Annotated in this window: 14 protein-coding genes and 2 rRNA genes; 12 read left to right on the top strand and 4 right to left on the bottom strand. The window is 74.1% G+C overall.

Annotated features, from left to right (window positions below; genetic code table 11):
• A 23S ribosomal RNA gene (locus tag ACFYX4_RS21165) occupies positions 1-73 on the top strand; the annotation flags it as partial.
• A 101-nt stretch (positions 74-174) separates the two neighbouring features.
• Positions 175-291 (top strand): 5S ribosomal RNA (rrf, locus tag ACFYX4_RS21160).
• A gap of 55 nt (positions 292-346) precedes the next feature.
• Here rrf and ACFYX4_RS21155 read toward each other — a convergent pair.
• On the bottom strand, positions 347-1,558 hold the full coding sequence (locus ACFYX4_RS21155) for a hypothetical protein (RefSeq protein WP_389335238.1): 1,212 nt from the start codon (positions 1,556-1,558) through the stop codon (positions 347-349).
• Positions 1,559-1,588: 30 nt separating this feature from the next.
• On the opposite strand from ACFYX4_RS21155, the gene ACFYX4_RS21150 reads away from it, so the two are divergent.
• Positions 1,589-2,329 carry a hypothetical protein gene (locus ACFYX4_RS21150; RefSeq protein WP_389335232.1) on the top strand — a complete coding sequence of 247 codons (741 nt, stop codon included), beginning with the start codon at positions 1,589-1,591 and terminating at the stop codon, positions 2,327-2,329.
• Positions 2,330-2,450: 121 nt separating this feature from the next.
• On the opposite strand, the gene ACFYX4_RS21145 is transcribed toward ACFYX4_RS21150, so the two are convergent.
• Entirely contained in the window at positions 2,451-3,734 is a 1,284-nt protein-coding gene (locus tag ACFYX4_RS21145; protein ID WP_389335188.1) for a DUF1015 domain-containing protein, read from the bottom strand.
• A gap of 73 nt (positions 3,735-3,807) precedes the next feature.
• Between ACFYX4_RS21145 and ACFYX4_RS21140 the strand changes: the two genes are divergently transcribed.
• The 4 genes from ACFYX4_RS21140 to ACFYX4_RS21125 all read left to right on the top strand — a co-directional run bounded on the left by ACFYX4_RS21140 (position 3,808) and on the right by ACFYX4_RS21125 (position 7,963).
• Positions 3,808-4,836 carry an HAD hydrolase-like protein gene (locus ACFYX4_RS21140; RefSeq protein WP_389335185.1) on the top strand — a complete coding sequence of 343 codons (1,029 nt, stop codon included), beginning with the start codon at positions 3,808-3,810 and terminating at the stop codon, positions 4,834-4,836.
• A gap of 78 nt (positions 4,837-4,914) precedes the next feature.
• Complete coding sequence (locus ACFYX4_RS21135; protein WP_389335182.1) at positions 4,915-5,958, top strand: FecCD family ABC transporter permease; 1,044 nt, start codon at positions 4,915-4,917, stop codon at positions 5,956-5,958.
• A 101-nt stretch (positions 5,959-6,059) separates the two neighbouring features.
• Positions 6,060-7,079 carry a FecCD family ABC transporter permease gene (locus tag ACFYX4_RS21130; protein WP_389335229.1) on the top strand — a complete coding sequence of 340 codons (1,020 nt, stop codon included), beginning with the start codon at positions 6,060-6,062 and terminating at the stop codon, positions 7,077-7,079.
• On the top strand, positions 7,076-7,963 hold the full coding sequence (locus ACFYX4_RS21125) for an ABC transporter ATP-binding protein (protein ID WP_389335178.1): 888 nt from the start codon (positions 7,076-7,078) through the stop codon (positions 7,961-7,963). The genes ACFYX4_RS21130 and ACFYX4_RS21125 overlap by 4 nt, the downstream gene beginning before the upstream one ends.
• Positions 7,964-7,972: 9 nt before the next feature.
• On the opposite strand, the gene ACFYX4_RS21120 is transcribed toward ACFYX4_RS21125, so the two are convergent.
• A complete protein-coding gene (locus ACFYX4_RS21120) occupies positions 7,973-8,320 on the bottom strand; it encodes an SCP2 sterol-binding domain-containing protein (RefSeq protein ID WP_389335175.1) in 348 nt (115 codons plus the stop codon).
• A 42-nt stretch (positions 8,321-8,362) separates the two neighbouring features.
• Here ACFYX4_RS21120 and ACFYX4_RS21115 point away from each other — a divergent pair, with 42 nt between their 5' ends.
• From ACFYX4_RS21115 to ACFYX4_RS21095, 5 genes are all read left to right on the top strand, one after another.
• Positions 8,363-8,743: a hypothetical protein gene (locus ACFYX4_RS21115; protein ID WP_389335172.1), complete on the top strand. Its 381-nt coding sequence runs from the start codon at positions 8,363-8,365 to the stop codon at positions 8,741-8,743.
• Between the two features lie 35 nt (positions 8,744-8,778).
• A complete protein-coding gene (locus ACFYX4_RS21110) occupies positions 8,779-9,594 on the top strand; it encodes a TlyA family RNA methyltransferase (RefSeq protein ID WP_389335169.1) in 816 nt (271 codons plus the stop codon).
• Positions 9,591-10,496: an NAD kinase gene (locus ACFYX4_RS21105; RefSeq protein WP_389335166.1), complete on the top strand. Its 906-nt coding sequence runs from the start codon at positions 9,591-9,593 to the stop codon at positions 10,494-10,496. Before ACFYX4_RS21110 ends, ACFYX4_RS21105 begins: the two co-directional genes overlap by 4 nt.
• A 103-nt stretch (positions 10,497-10,599) precedes the next feature.
• Complete coding sequence (gene recN / locus ACFYX4_RS21100) at positions 10,600-12,351, top strand: DNA repair protein RecN (RefSeq protein WP_389335163.1); 1,752 nt, start codon at positions 10,600-10,602, stop codon at positions 12,349-12,351.
• 273 nt (positions 12,352-12,624) lie between these two features.
• A complete protein-coding gene (locus tag ACFYX4_RS21095; RefSeq protein WP_389335160.1) occupies positions 12,625-13,746 on the top strand; it encodes a glycosyltransferase family 4 protein in 1,122 nt (373 codons plus the stop codon).
• A 61-nt stretch (positions 13,747-13,807) separates the two neighbouring features.
• On the opposite strand, the gene ACFYX4_RS21090 is transcribed toward ACFYX4_RS21095, so the two are convergent.
• Positions 13,808-15,484 (bottom strand): PucR family transcriptional regulator, encoded by a 1,677-nt coding sequence (locus ACFYX4_RS21090; RefSeq protein WP_389335157.1) that lies wholly within the window; start codon positions 15,482-15,484, stop codon positions 13,808-13,810.
• Between the last annotated feature and the right edge of the window lie 60 nt (positions 15,485-15,544).

The raw sequence follows: 15,544 nt of genomic DNA, 5'->3' as shown, positions 1-15,544 counted from the left end.
GTTGATAGGCCGGATCTGGAAGCACGGTAACGTGTGGAGGTGACCGGTACTAATAGGCCGAGGGCTTGTCCTCAGTTGCTCGCGTCCACTGTGTTAGTTCTGAGGCAACGACCGTTGCCGGCTTTGAGTGAAAACAAGTGAAAAGTGTGCTTGTTCGCTCGAAACCATTAGGGTTTCGGTGGTTATAGCGTGAGGGAAACGCCCGGTTACATTTCGAACCCGGAAGCTAAGCCTTACAGCGCCGATGGTACTGCAGGGGGGACCCTGTGGGAGAGTAGGACGCCGCCGAACAATCTTTGGAAGGACCCCTGGTCCCAGCGTTCACGCTGGGACCAGGGGTCCTTTTTTATATGCTTGTGCAGTACCGAAGACAGGAGTCACCATGTCCACCAACTCTCCCGAGGACCGACCGGAACGCGACCAGCGGCGACGGGACGGTGGAGGCCGTGGCGATCGCGGTGAACGTGGTGGCTTCCGCCGCGACTTCGATCGCCGCGACAACGATCGACGCGGTAACGACCGCCCTGGCGGCGACCGTTCCGGCAACGACCGTGGTGGCTACGGACGTCGCGACGACACCCGCGGTGGTTACGGCCGCCGTGACGACCGACGCGACGACCGACGCGACGACCGCCGGGATGACCGGCGGAGCGACAACCCCCGTGGTGGCCACGGCGATCGCGACCGCGGCGGCTACGGCCGGCGCGACGACCGCCGCGATGACCGGCGTGACGTCCGCCGTGACGACCGTCGCGACGGCGACCGGGGCTCTCGTCCGGCGTTCCAGCGCGACGACCGCGACCGTGGCTTCCGTCGGGACGACCGCGGCGACCGCGGTGACCGGCCGGCTTTCCGGCGCGACGACCAGCGCAGCGGCGGCGGCCCCGGCTACGGGCGACGCGATGACCGTGGAGACCGCGGCGGGTTCCGCCGTGACGACCGGCGCAGCGACGACCGCCGCGACGAGCGTCGGGATGACCGCCGTGACGACCGCGGCGGCTACGGCCGTCGGGACGACCGCGACCGTGGCTTCCGCCGTGACGACCGCGGCGACCGGCCCGCCTTCCAGCGCGACGACCGCCGGGACGACCGCAGGGATGACCGCCGCGACGAGCGCCGTGACGACCGGCGGCGCGACGACCGCGGTGACCGCGGTGACCGTGGCGGGTTCCGCCGCGACGACAGCCGCGGCGGCGACCGCGGCGGCTTCCGCCGTGACGACACCCGAGGTGACACCCGCGGCGGCGACCGTGGCGGTGACCGCGGCGGCTTCCGCCGTGACGACACCCGAGGTGACACCCGCGGCGGCGACCGTGGCGGTGACCGCGGCGGCTTCCGCCGTGACGACAGCCGTGGCGGCGACCGCGGCGGGTTCCGCGGACGTGACGACCGCCGTGACGATCGCCGTGACGACCGCGGCGGCTTCGACCGCGGTGGTCGTGGTGGCCCCCGTCGTGACGACCGTGGCGGTCGGCCGGGCGGCTTCCGTGGCCGGGACGACCGCGGTGGACGCGACGACCGGCGCGGCGGCGGGCGCTTCCGTGACGAGCGGGACCACCGTGACCGCGACCGCGAGCCGATCAAGCGGCTGCCGATCCCCGAGGACGTCACCGGCGACGAGATCGACAAGGACGTCCGGCAGGAGCTCCAGAGCCTGCCCAAGACGCTCGCCGAGGACGTCGCCAAGAACCTGGTGATGGTCGCGCGGCTCATCGACGAGGACCCCGAGGGCGCCTACGGCTACAGCAAGGTGGCGCTGCGGCTGGCCTCGCGTGTCGCCGCCGTGCGCGAGGCCGCCGGGTTCGCCGCGTACGCCAACCAGAAGTACAGCGAGGCGCTCGCCGAGTTCCGGGCGGCCCGGCGGATGACGGGCGGCGTGGAGCTGTGGCCGGTGATGGCCGACTGCGAGCGCGGGCTCGGGCGGCCGGAGAAGGCGCTGGACATGGCCGGCGCACCCGAGGTGCACAAGCTCGACAAGGCCGGGCAGGTCGAGATGCGGCTCGTCGCGGCCGGCGCACGGCGTGACATGGGGCAGCTGGACGCGGCGATCGTGACGTTGCAGAGCCCCGAGCTGGCCTCCAACTCCGTGCAGCCGTGGACCGCGCGGCTGCGGTACGCGTACGCGGACGCGTTGCTCGCCGCCGGGCGTGAGGGCGAGGCGCGCGAGTGGTTCGCGAAGGCCGTGGAGGCCGACCGGGACGGCAGCACGGACGCGTCCGACCGGCTGGCCGAGATGGACGGCGTGGAGTTCGTCGACGCGCTCGACGAGGAAGCCGTCAAGGACGAGCCGGCCGAGCGCCACGACGACGCCGACGACGCTCAGGACTGAGGCGTCGAGGCGCAGGCATCGAGGCCCAGACACTGAGGCCCAGGCGCTGACGCGCTGGAAGTGAGAGGGGCGGGATCACGGTCGTCATGACCGCGATCCCGCCCCTTTCATGTGTCCGGGGTCAGAGGTCCAGCGCGCGCAGGACCAGGCCGGAGGCCGGCTTCGGGCCGAACGACGTCGACTTGCGGGGCATCGTGACGCCCTGGCGGGCCAGGTCGCGGACGACCTCCTCGCGGACCGGGTGCAGCAGGACCGCCGTCCCGCCGTCGCGCTCCGCCTTCTCGACGGTGGCGGCCGTGTCATGGATGTAGGCGATGCGCGTGGGGTCGTCCTCGGGGATGTGCCACACGTGGTCGAGGAGGGTGGCGTGCAGGACGGTCGCGTCCAGGGTGCGCCAGGCCGGCGGGCGGTCGGTGGGGACCGTGCGGGCGAGGAGGTCCGCGTCCGGGCGGTCGAGGAGGTGGAAGGCGCCGTCGCCGGCCAGCAGGAAGGCGTTGCCCGTGACCGCCGCGTCCCCCAGGGCGTCGAGTGCCCCGGACAGCGGGGAATCCAGGCGGCGGACGCGGAACAGGCCCTCGACGGCGGACAGCGCGTCGCGGACGGGCAGGCCGTGCAGGAGACGGTGGATGGCGCGGACGCGCAGCGGATAGCGCAGCGTGTCGACGAGGAGGACCAGGCCGTGGTCCCAGGGGCTGGGAGAGGTGTGCTCCGCGCGTAGACGGCGGTAGGTCGCCCAGCGGTGGTGGCCGTCGGCGATCAGGGCCTGGTGCGGGGCGAGGTCGGCCTGGACGCGGGCGAGTTCGGCCGGGTCGGTGATCGACCAGAGGCGGTGGCTGTAGCCGTCCTCCGTGGTCGTGCAGAGCAGCGGGGGCTGTTCGGCGGTGCGGTCCACGACGTCCGCGGTCGCGCCGTCGCCCCGGTAGGTGAGCAGGAGCGGTTCGAGGTTCGCGTTCGTGGCGCGCATCAGGGCCGCGCGGTCGGCGACGATGTGGGGCATGACGTCTTCGTGGGGGAGGACGACGCCGGCCGAGGGCTCGGAGACGCGCAGGGCCCCGATCAGGCCGCGCTGGAGCATGCCGTCGGCGTGCCGCTGCTCGTAGACGTAGAGGGCCGGCTCGGGGTCGGGGGCGAGGACGCCGTCGGCGAGCCAGCCGCGGAGGGTCTTCGCCGCCTGTTCGTTGCGTGCGCTCGGGGTGGTGGCCTGAGGGAGGATCAGGCGGACGATGTTGTGCGGGTCCGCGTCCTGGAGCTGATGCAGGCCGTCGGGGCGGACGACGACGTCGTACGGCGGGGAGGTGACGGCGGCGAGGCTGCCGACCCGGTCGGGGTCGTAGCGCAGGCCTCGGAACGGGGTGAGTTCCAGGCCTCGGGGCGCCGTTGCTTCCGAGTGACCTGCTGTGTTCATCCCGGCATCGTACGTGTGTCGGTGGCGTGCGCGATGATCGAGGCAAGAGCGAGCGAACGAGGAGCGATGCGGAATGAGTCCGAGCGTCAGGACGAGGCCCGAGGGCAGTGGGCAGGCCCTGAGCGAGGCGTACGACACGGCGCTGCTCGATCTCGACGGGGTGGTGTACGCCGGCGGGAGCGCGATCGTGCACGCCGTCGAGTCGTTGGCGACGGCCCGCGCGGGCGGGATGCGTCTCGCGTACGTCACCAACAACGCGCTGCGGACGCCCGACGCGGTGGCCGGGCATCTGACGGAGCTGGGGATCGCGACGGAGGCCGATGACGTCATCACCTCGGCGCAGGCGGTCTCCCGGCTGATCAGCGAGCAGGTGCCGGCCGGCGCGCGGGTGCTGGTGATCGGCGGGGAGGGGCTGCGGGTCGCGCTGCGCGAGCGGGGGCTGACGCCGGTGGAGTCCGCCGACGACGATCCGGCGGCCGTGGTGCAGGGCTTCGGCGGGCCCGACCTGCCGTGGGGGCGGTTCGCCGAGGCGTCCTACGCGGTCGCGCGCGGGGTGCCGTGGTTCGCGTCCAACACCGATCTGACGATCCCCAGCGGACGCGGGATCGCCCCGGGCAACGGGGCGGCGGTGGAGGTCGTGCGGATCGCGACCGGGGCCGAGCCGCAGGTCGCGGGCAAGCCGCTGCCTCCCATGCACCGGGAGACGATCCTGCGGACGGGCGCGGAGCGGCCGTTGGTGGTCGGGGACCGGCTGGACACCGACATCGAGGGCGCGTTCAACGGGCGGGTCGACTCGCTGCTGGTGCTCACCGGGGTGACCGACGGGGCGCAGCTCCTCGCCGCGCCGCCGCAGCACCGGCCGACGTACGTCGACGCCGATCTGCGCGGGATGCTCACCGGGCAGCCGGAGGTGACGGCGGACGGGGACGGCTTCCGGTGCGGCGGATGGACGGCGACGGCGGGCGCGGAGAGTCTGCGGCTCGACGGGGACGGCGAAGCCCTCGACGGGCTGCGGGCGTTGTGCGCCGCCGCATGGACTTCGGCGGGGGAGGGTTCGTGCGGGCTGGATTCGGGGAAGGCGTTGGCCCGGCTGGGATTGTGAGACCGTCACCGTCCCGGCGCTGCGCCGGGCCCGCGACCAGGGAACCGACCGCAAAGGAGGGTAGGCTAACCTAACCGGGTGTTGGTCGACAGTGTTCCCGAACAGCGCGCGGAGACCGCCCCCGCGCCCCCAACCCGCCGGGCGATACGTTTCGCCGGACTGCTCCTCTCCGTCGCGGTCCTGCTGCTGGTGGCGATGGCGAGCATCGCCATCGGGGCCAAGGAGTTGTCCCTCGCGCAGGTCTGGCACGGTCTGTTCGAGAGCACGGGGACCTACGCGGACGTCGTCGTCGACGAGCGGCAGTCGCGGACCGCGCTGGGGCTGCTCGCGGGGGCCGCGCTGGGCCTGTCCGGCACCGTGCTCCAGGCCCTCACCCGCAATCCGCTGGCCGACCCCGGCCTGCTCGGCATCAACGCGGGCGCCTCGGCCGCCGTCGTCACCGCCATCACCTACTTCGGCGTCACCAGCCTGAGCGGCTATGTGTGGTTCGCCTTCCTCGGCGCGGCGGCCGTCGGCGCGCTGGTGTGGTTCCTCGGCGGCAGCCGCGGTGCCACGCCGGTACGGCTGGCGCTCGCCGGCACCGCGATCAGCGCCGCCCTCTTCGGCTACGTCCAAGCCGTGATGATCATGGACAAGGCGGCGCTCGCCAGGATGCGTTTCTGGACGGTGGGTTCGCTGTCCGCCGCGACCGAGGACATGATCTGGCAGGTGGCGCCCTTCCTCGCGGTCGGCACGCTCCTCTCACTCGCCCTCGCCCGCCCGCTGAACGCGGTGGCCATGGGCGACGACACCGCCAAGGCGCTCGGCGCCCACCTCGGCCGCACCCGGGCGCTGTCGATGCTCGCCGCCACCGTGCTGTGCGGCGCGGCGACCGCCGCCTGCGGGCCGATCGTGTTCGTCGGGCTGATGGTCCCGCACGTCGTCCGCTCCTTCACCGGCCCCGACCTGCGCTGGATCATGCCGTACGCGGCGATCCTGTCGCCGGTGCTGCTGCTCGGCTCCGATGTGATCGGGCGCGTCGTCGCCCGCCCGTCGGAGGTCCAGGTCGGCATCATCACGGCGATCATCGGCGGGCCGGTCTTCATCTTTCTCGTACGACGGCGGAGGACGGCCCAGCTGTGAAGACCGCACCCCACACCGCACCGGAGAGGACCACGGAGACCGGGCCGGACACCCGGCCGGACGCGCGGCCGGGCGCACGCACCCCCGGCGCTCCCCGCGCCCTGCGCACGCCCGGCGGACTCTCCCTGCGCCTCGACCCGCGCGCCCTGGCCGTCGTCGTGCTGCTGCTGGTCGCCGCGCTCGCCGCGAGCGTGGTGCTGATCGGCACCGGCGACTTTCCGATCTCCGCCGGGGACGTGCTGAAGACGCTGGCCGGCGACGGCACCGAGGGCCAGGAGTTCATCGTCAACGAGCTGCGGCTGCCGCGCGTCCTGGTCGGGCTGCTGGTCGGCGCCTCGCTCGGGCTCGGCGGCGCGGTGTTCCAGGCCGTGTCCCGCAACCCGCTGGGCAGCCCGGACGTGCTCGGGCTCGGGCAGGGGGCGGCGGCCGGCGCGCTCGTGGTGATCGTGCTGATGTCCGGCTCCGCCAACCAGGTCGCCGTCGGGGCGCTCGTCGGCGGTCTGGTCACCGGCGCCGCCATCTACCTGCTCGCCTGGAAGCGGGGCGTGCACGGCTACCGGCTGGTGCTCGTCGGCATCGGCGTCTCGGCCATCGCCACCGCGGTCAACGGCTATCTCATCACCAAGGCCGACCTCGTGGACGCGGCCCGCGCGATCGTGTGGATGACCGGCTCGCTCGACGGCCGTGACTGGAAGCAGGTCTGGCCGCTGCTCGGGCTGTTCTGCGTGCTCGCCCCGCTCGTCCTCGCCAACGCGCGCGGCCTGCGGATGATGGAGATGGGCGACGACGTCTCCAACGCCCTCGGGGTGCGGGTGGAGCGCGTACGGCTGCTGCTGATGGTGGCCGCCGTGCTGCTGACCGCAGCCGCGACCGCCGCCGCCGGCCCCGTCGCCTTCGTGGCGCTCACCGCGCCCCAGCTCGCCCGGCGGCTGACCCGCTCGCCCGGGCCGAACCTCGTGCCCGCCCTGTGCATGGGCGCCGCGCTGCTGGTCACCGCCGACTGGGCCGCGCAGCGGCTGTTCGGCGACGGGCAGCTGCCCGTGGGCGTGGTCACCGGCGTCCTCGGCGGCGTCTACCTGCTCTGGCTGCTGGTCACCGAGCGCCGGGCGGGCCGGATATGAGCCCCCGCACTCCCGAGAACCGCGGGACGAACAACCCTAGGAGCACCGTGAACCGCCTGTCCGCCGAGAACGTCACCCTCGCCTACGACCAGCGGGTCATCGCCGAACAGCTGTCGGTGGAGATCCCCGACAACTCGTTCACCGTGATCGTCGGTCCGAACGCGTGCGGCAAGTCGACTCTCCTGCGGGCGCTGTCGCGGATGCTGAAGCCGAACGAGGGCCGGGTGCTGCTCGACGGGCAGGTCATCCAGTCGATGCCCGCGAAGAAGGTCGCGCGCACGCTGGGCCTGCTGCCGCAGTCCTCCATCGCGCCCGACGGCATCACCGTCGCCGACCTGGTGGGCCGCGGCCGCTACCCGCACCAGGGCATCCTGCGCCAGTGGTCCACCGAGGACGAGCGGGTCGTCCAGGAGTCCATGGCGCAGACCGGCGTCGCCGAACTCGCCGACCGGTACGTCGACGAGCTGTCCGGCGGTCAGCGGCAGCGCGTGTGGATCGCGATGGCCCTCGCCCAGCAGACCCCGCTGCTGCTGCTCGACGAGCCGACCACCTATCTCGACATCCAGCACCAGATCGACGTCCTCGACCTGTGCGCCGAGCTGCACGAGGAGCAGGGCCGCACCCTGGTCGCCGTGCTGCACGACCTCAATCACGCCGCCCGGTACGCCACGCACCTGATAGCGCTCAAGGGCGGCACCGTCATCGCCGAGGGCGCGCCGGACGACGTCGTCACGGCGGGGCTGGTCGAGGAGGTCTTCGGGCTGCGCTGCCAGGTCATCGACGACCCGGAGACGGGGACGCCGCTGGTGGTGCCGGCGGCGCGGAAGGCGCGGACGGGGGCGAAGGCCGAGGTGGCGAAGGTCGCGGCCACCGAGGGCGCCTGAGCTCCTGGGCTACAGGAGTTTCCGCAGGCGGAACAGGTCGCGCAGGCCCGCCTCCAGCCGCACCCGGCCCGAGCCCCACGCCTTCGCGAAGTTCAGCTCGCCGTCGACCAGCGCCACCAGGTCGTCGCCGGCCATCGCGAGGCGGATCTGCGCCTTCTGCGGCGGCGGCCCCTGGAGGGTGTCGTCGATCCGTATGCGGCCGTCGCTCATGCGGCCGGCGAAGGTGACGTCCAGGTCGGTGACATGGCAGCTGACCGAGCGGTCCATGGCCGCGGCATCGCGGGCGTCGCCCTCGGCGTCCCGCAGGTTCTCCGAGAACTTCTCCAGTGCCGCGCGGCACTCCTCGATCGTGGCCATCGCGCTCGACGGTACCTCAGGGGTTCGCGGTAGCGTCGAGGCATGAACGACTCAGTGCCGGACGGCGAGGTCCCGCGGGACGCGCCGGCCGGATCCGGGGACGACCCGTACACCGGCCCCGGGACCGACCCGTACAGCGGCCCTGAGGCCGACCCGCGGTCCGCCTCCGAGGCCGACCCCGGCGCGCCCGCCCCGCTGCTCGTCCCCCGCACGCCCACCGGCCACGCCGAGGTGGACGGGCACCTGGACCGGCTCGCCGACGCCGACCACCTCGCGACCGACGGCCATGTCGAGGTGTACGAGGATGTACACCGGGGGCTGCGCGACGCGCTCACCGCGCTCGACGCCCGCCCGGGACCTCCGGGTCCCGCCCGCCACCCGACCACCACCCCTCAACGAGACCCTTCGGGTCGCCCCCTTTGATTCGCCGTACGGACAACACAGGAGCTGAACCGAACGTGGCAGGAGTCGCACGTCGTCGTCTGGACGCGGAGTTGGTGCGCCGCAAGCTCGCGCGGTCGCGGGAGCACGCCGGCCAGCTGATCGCCGCGGGGCGGGTCACGGTCGGCAGGACCGTCGCGACCAAGGCGGCCACGCAGGTGGAGACCGCGGCCGCGATCGTCGTCGCGACCGACGACGGCGATCCTGACTACGTGTCACGGGGCGGGCACAAGCTGGCCGGAGCGCTGGAGGCGTTCGTGCCGCGAGGGCTCGTCGTCGAGGGGCGGCGGGCGCTGGACGCCGGCGCGTCCACCGGGGGGTTCACCGATGTGCTGCTGCGCGCGGGGGCGGCGCACGTCGTCGCCGTCGACGTCGGATACGGACAACTCGCCTGGTCTCTGCGGAGCGATGAACGCGTCACCGTCAAGGACCGTACGAACGTACGCGAGTTGACGCTCGAAGCGATCGATGGGGAGCCTGTGGATCTTGTCGTGGGGGACTTGTCCTTCATTCCGCTCGGGCTGGTGCTGCCGGCCCTGGCGCGGTGCACCGAGCCGGACGCCGATCTGGTGATGATGGTCAAGCCGCAGTTCGAGGTGGGTAAGGAACGGCTGGGCAGCGGGGGCGTCGTGCGCAGCCCGCAGCTGAGGGCGGAGGCGGTGCGGGGTGTGGCCGACAAGGCGTGGGATCTCGGACTCGGGGTGAACGGGGTCACCGCCAGTCCGCTGCCCGGTCCTTCGGGCAACGTCGAGTACTTTCTGTGGCTCCGGGCCGGGGCGCCTGCCCTGGACCCGGCCGATGTCGACCGTGCAGTGGCGGAGGGGCCGCGTTGACCCAGAATCGAGCTCGTACTGTTTTCCTGCTCGCCCACACGGGCCGGCCCGCCGCGATCCGCAGCGCGGAGCTGGTGGTCAAGGGGCTGCTGCGGTCCGGCATCGGGGTGCGCGTCCTCGAGTACGAGGCCGCCGACCTGCCGCTGCCGAGCGAGGTGGAGCTGGTCTCCGAGGCCACCCCGCAGTGCCTGGAGGGCTGTGAGCTGCTCATCGTCCTCGGCGGCGACGGGACGCTGCTGCGCGGCGCGGAGTTCGCGCGGGCGTCCGGGGTGCCGATGCTCGGCGTGAACCTGGGCAGCGTCGGCTTCCTGGCCGAGGCCGAGCGCGACGACCTCGACAAGGTCGTCGACCGGGTGGTGACGAAGGCGTACGAGGTCGAGGAGCGGATGACCGTCGATGTCGTCGTGCACCGCAACGGTGACATCGTGCACACGGACTGGGCGCTGAACGAGGCGGCCGTGCAGAAGGCCGGCGCGGAGAAGCTGCTCGAAGTGGTGCTGGAGATCGACGGGCGGCCGGTCACCGGCTTCGGCTGCGACGGGATCGTCCTGTCGACGCCGACCGGGTCCACGGCGTACGCGTTCTCGGCGGGCGGGCCGGTGGTGTGGCCCGAGGTGGAGGCGCTGCTGATGGTGCCGATCAGCGCGCACGCGCTGTTCGCGAAGCCGCTCGTGACCTCGCCGAACTCCGTGCTCGCGGTGGAGCTGCTGCCGCACATCCCGCCGGGCGTGCTGTGGTGCGACGGACGGCGGACCTTCGAGCTGCCTCCGGGGGCCCGGGTGGAGGTGCGGCGCGGCTCCGTGCCGGTGCGGCTGGCCCGACTGCACCACGCGTCGTTCACCGACCGCCTGGTGGCGAAGTTCGCGCTGCCTGTCGCCGGGTGGCGGGGGGCGCGGCACTAGCCGGTACGCGAGGGGGCCCGAAGGCAACGAAGTTCGCCTCATGGAGGTAACGCCCGCTCCTCGTTACGGGGGGTGGCGTCGCACGGCGTCGGCAAAACCTCGTATGGTCGGGGGCGTGCTGGAGGAGATGCGGATACGGTCACTCGGGGTCATCGACGACGCGGTCGTCGAGCTGTCGCCCGGCTTCACCGCCGTCACCGGTGAGACGGGCGCGGGCAAGACCATGGTGGTCACCAGCCTCGGGCTGCTGCTGGGCGGGCGCGCGGACGCCGCGCTCGTGCGGATCGGCGCCGAGAAGGCGGTCGTGGAGGGGCGGATCACCGTGCCCCCGGGCGCGCCGGTGGTCGTGCGGGCCGAGGAGGCCGGGGCCGAGCTCGACGACGGCGCGCTGCTGATCAGCCGTACCGTCTCCGCCGAGGGGCGCTCGCGGGCGCACGTCGGCGGGCGGAGCGTGCCCCTGGGCGTGCTGGCCGACCTCGCGGACGAGCTGGTGGCCGTGCACGGGCAGACCGACCAGCAGGGGCTGCTGAAGCTGTCCCGGCAGCGGCAGGCCCTCGACCGGTACGCCGGGGACGCCGTGACCGTGCCGCTCGCCAAGTACACCGAGGCGTACCGGCGGCTGCGGGCCGTCGCCGTCGAGCTCGACGAGATCACCACGCGTGCGCGTGAGCGGGCCCAGGAGGCCGACATGCTGCGCTTCGGGCTCGAGGAGATCGGCGGCGCCGAGCCGCGCGCCGGGGAGGACGTGGAACTGGCGGAGGAGGCGGAGCGGCTCGGGCACGCCGAGGCGCTGTCCTCGGCCGCGACGGCCGCCCACGCCGCGCTGGCGGGCAATCCCGAGGATCCCGAGGGCATCGACGCCGCGACGCTCGTCGCGGGCGCGGCGCGGGCGCTGGAGGCCGTGCGTGCGCACGACCCGGCGCTGGCGGCGCTCGCCGACCGGATCGGGGAGATCGGGATCCTGCTGGGCGACGTGGCCGGTGAGCTGGCCGGGTACGCCGACGACCTGGACGCCGATCCGCTGCGGCTGGCGGCGGTCGAGGAGCGGCGGGCCGTGCTCACCGCGCTGACGCGCAAGTACGGCGAGCACGGTGAGGGCGTCGACGCGGTGCTGGCCTGGGCCGAGCGGGGCGTCGCGCGGCTCACCGAGCTCGACGGCGACGACGAGCGGATCGACGAGCTGACCGCCGAGCGGGACGCGCTGCGGGCCGAACTGGGCGGACTGGCGCAGGCGTTGACCGACGCGCGGGCGGAGGCCGCGGAGCGGTTCGCCGCCGCCGTCACCGCCGAGCTGGCCTCGCTGGCGATGCCGCACGCGCGCGTGTCGTTCGAGATCCGGCAGACGGAGGACCCGGAGGGCGTGGAGGTCGGCGGGCGTGCCGTCGCCTACGGGCCGTCCGGCGTCGACGAGGTCGAGCTGCTGCTCGCCCCGCATCCGGGAGCGCCGCCGCGGCCCATCGCCAAGGGCGCGTCCGGCGGTGAGCTCTCGCGTGTGATGCTCGCCGTGGAGGTCGTGTTCGCGGGCACGGACCCGGTGCCGACGTATCTCTTCGACGAGGTCGACGCGGGCGTGGGCGGCAAGGCGGCGGTGGAGATCGGGCGGCGGCTGGCGCGGCTCGCGAGGACCGCGCAGGTCGTGGTGGTCACCCACCTTCCGCAGGTCGCCGCCTTCGCCGACCGGCAGTTGCTGGTGGAGAAGACGAACGACGGGTCGGTGACCCGGTCCGGGGTGAAGGTCCTGGAGGGCGAGGAGCGGATCCGGGAGCTGTCCCGGATGCTCGCCGGCCAGGAGGACTCCGAGACGGCACGGGCGCACGCGGAAGAGCTGTTGGCGACGGCGCGAGCGGACGCATAGGAGGCGCGGAGGGGCGCGTTCAGGGGGCGTGAACGCGTTCACGCCCGGGTGCGAGCGGGACGCCCTTGAACGGAACCCCGGCTTCCTTCACTCGTGTGGGTGATAGCCGGGGCCGTGTTGCCAGGAGCGCGGCTGCTCGGCGGCACGGAACACCCGTACGTGCTGGCATCCTTGGCACAGGACGTGGAGGAGCCCGAGCGGTCCACCCCTTCGCGCGGCCCTTCTGTACGTTTCCTCGTGACCGTCCGACGCCGAACCAGGAGCCCCGGCCCCGTGAGCAGCCACTCACCGCACGGCCAGTCGCCGCTGCGCACCGTGCAGGTGCTGGGCGGCGGCAACGCCGGCAGCAGCGCCCATGTGCGCTCCCTGGCCGCGGGGCTCGTCGCACGGGGCGTGCGGGTGACGGTGTGCGCCCCCGCCGAGGCCGATCACGCCCACGGCTTCACGGGCGTCGGCGCCGGACACGTGCACGTGCCGCGCAGCAGCGACCCCGGGTCCGTGGCGGCTCTGCGCGCGGCCTGCACGGACGCCGACCTCGTCCACGCGCACGGGCTGCACGCCTCCTTCCGGGCCGTCCTCGCGCTCAGCGGACGCCGCACCCCGCTCGTCGTCACCTGGCACAACCGGGCGCACGCCGAGGGCGCCCGCGCCCATCTGCTGCGGCTGCTGGAGCGGCGGGTGGCGAAAGCGGCGTCCGTCGTGCTCGGCACCACCTCCGACCTCGTGGACCGGGCGCGCCGGACGGGCGCGCGGGACGCGCGACTGGCCGCCGTGGCGCTCGCCGGGGCCCGGCCCGCCGCGGAGGACCCCGACCGGCCGCGCTCCAAGGTGCGGGCCGAACTGGGCGCGATCGACCGCCCGTTGCTGGTGGCCGCCGGGCCGCTGGACCGGCATCGCGGTCATGACGTCCTGCTGGACGCCGCGCGCGCGTGGCGCGGGCTCGACCCCCAGCCGCTGGTCGTCGTCGCGGGGGAGGGGCCGCTGCGGGCGGAGCTCCAAGGGCGCATCGAGGCCGAGGAGTTGCCCGTCCGGCTCGTCGGACACCGCGACGACGTGGGCGAACTGCTCGCCGCCGCCGACCTCGCGCTGCTGCCCGGCGACGGGGAGTCGCGCTCGGTCCTGGCCCAGGAGGCCCTCCACGCGCGTGTGCCGCTGGTCGCGGTCCTCACCGGCGGAGTGCGCGAACTCGTCGGCGACGCCGCGCAGCTCGTCCCGCACGGCGACGCGGAAGCCCTCGCCGCCGCCGTCGTGGACCTCCTCGACGACCCCGCCCGCTGCGACCGCCTCCGCCACCTGGGCGCCCGTCAGGCCGGCACCTGGCCCACGGAGGACGAGACCGTCGCCCAGGTCCTCAGCGTCTACGACGAACTGACCCAGCCCCGCCCGATGATCTGATGGCCGGGAGGCTGCCCGGCCGCCGGGCGCACCGGGTCACGGCGTGTGCGCGCCGCCCGGGTCACGGCGTGTGGCGGCGGGCCCGCAGGGCCAGGCTCAGGGCCAGGACCGTCTGGGGGTCGTCCAGGTCGGTGCCCAGGAGTTCGCCGATCCGGGCCAGGCGGTTGTACAGGGTCTGGCGGTTCAGGTGCAGTTCGCGGGCCGTCTCCGCCTTGCGGCCCGCGTGGGCCAAGTAGGTCTCCAGCGTGGGCAGCAGGGGCGGCTTCGAGCGGCGGTCGTGGTCGCGGACCGGGCCGATCGCCCGCTCCACGAAGGCCGCCAGGTCGGGATGGTCGCGCAGCCGCCACAGCAGCAGGTCGATGTCCAGGCGGCGGGCGTCGTACCAGGGGCGGTCCGCCAGGCCCTGCGCCGCCGTCGCCGTCTCCGCCGCGTGTCTGAGGCCCGCCGAGGCCGCCGCCCAGCCGCCCGCCACCCCGACGACCACGACCGGCGGCCGGGAACCCGGCCGCTGGATCCCGGCCCGCTCCACCCCGGCCCGCAGCGCCGCCGCGACCCGGTCCGCCACCGCCGGCCGCTCCGACTCCGACCGCAGGCCGAGCAGCAGGGGCACCCGGCCCTCCACCGGACGCACACCCAGCAGCACCGGCACGCCCACCGACGCCAGCTCCTCCCCGACCGCCCGCGCCAGCACCGCCCACCCGCCGCCGGGGGAGAGCGTGTCGCCCAGCCGCATCACCACCGGCAGCAGCGTGCCCGTGCCGGGCTTGAAGCCCAGGACGCGCGCCTGCGCCGGCGCGTCCTGCGCCGCTACCCGGCCCTCGGCGAGGTCCGTCAGGAAGTCGCCCCGGCCGCGCGCCGCCAACTCCTCCTCCTGGCGCGCCTGCATCAGCACCACGGCCAGGATGCCCGCCGCCCGCTCCGCGGCGATCCGGTGCACCGGAGCGAGCGGGGCGCGCACGGGGAGCAGCACGAGCCGGGCGCGCGCCGAACCCGCCCCCGCTCCCGACGCCGCCCCCGAGCCCGTCCCCGGCCCGCCGCCGGGCACGTCCACCAGCAGCGAACCGGCGGGCGGCGGCGCGCCCTTGTGCGGGCCGCGCAGCCCCTCCCACACCTGGAGCGGATCCGCCCCCTCCGGCCCGGCCCCCGCGGCGTACAGCAGTTGGCCGTCGGTCGTCTCCAGGAAGACGGGGTTGCCGCTGAAGTCGGCCAGGATGCCCAGCACTTGGGGGATGCCGCCGCCGCCCAGCAGGGCCTCCGTGCAGCGGCGGTGCACCTCCTCCGCCCGCTGGAGCAGGGCGTAGTGGCCGTTGACGATCTCGGTGTGGATCTCCTCCGTGACCGTCACGAACGCCACCTCGCGGTGCAGTTGAACCAGGGGGAGGCCGGTCGCCCGCGCCGTCTCCACCAGGGCCGAGGGCAGGCGCGTGAAGCGCGGGCCCAGCTCGATGACGAGGGCGGCGATGCCCCGCTCGGCCAGGGTGCGGACGAACGCCCGCTGCTCGGCCGGGCGGGTGCCCAGGCCGTAGCCCGTGGTCAGCAGCAGCTCGCCGCCCTTGAGCAGGGAGGCGATGTGCGGGACCTCGCCCGCGTGCACCCAGCGCACGGTCCGGCCGAGCCGCTCGGCGCCGGCCAGGACCTCCGGCAGCCCGCTGTGCAGCCCCGGCAGCTCCAGCGCGCGCCGCACCGTGATGCCGGCGGCCTGGCTGTCGAGACGGTGGGGGTCCGTACGGCTGTCCATGCAGCGGACGCTACCTCCCGTGCCCGGCCGGCTCACTCCCCCATAGGGCGATCACCACGC

This window comes from Streptomyces sp. NPDC002328, from assembly GCF_042890065.1.
Lineage (GTDB): Bacteria > Actinomycetota > Actinomycetes > Streptomycetales > Streptomycetaceae > Streptomyces.
This window is presented reverse-complemented; position numbering and strand designations above follow the sequence as displayed.

Bases quoted from the DNA above. Each gene is read 5' to 3' on its own strand.
- ACFYX4_RS21090 (WP_389335157.1), bottom strand. From the start codon at position 15,484: ATGGACAGCCGTACGGACCCCCACCGTCTCGACAGCCAGGCCGCCGGC.
- ACFYX4_RS21145 (WP_389335188.1), bottom strand. From the start codon at position 3,734: ATGAACACAGCAGGTCACTCGGAAGCAACGGCGCCCCGAGGCCTGGAA.
- recN (WP_389335163.1), top strand. From the start codon at position 10,600: ATGGTCGGGGGCGTGCTGGAGGAGATGCGGATACGGTCACTCGGGGTC.
- ACFYX4_RS21125 (WP_389335178.1), top strand. From the start codon at position 7,076: ATGAGCCCCCGCACTCCCGAGAACCGCGGGACGAACAACCCTAGGAGC.
- ACFYX4_RS21115 (WP_389335172.1), top strand. From the start codon at position 8,363: ATGAACGACTCAGTGCCGGACGGCGAGGTCCCGCGGGACGCGCCGGCC.
- ACFYX4_RS21120 (WP_389335175.1), bottom strand. From the start codon at position 8,320: ATGGCCACGATCGAGGAGTGCCGCGCGGCACTGGAGAAGTTCTCGGAG.
- ACFYX4_RS21140 (WP_389335185.1), top strand. From the start codon at position 3,808: ATGAGTCCGAGCGTCAGGACGAGGCCCGAGGGCAGTGGGCAGGCCCTG.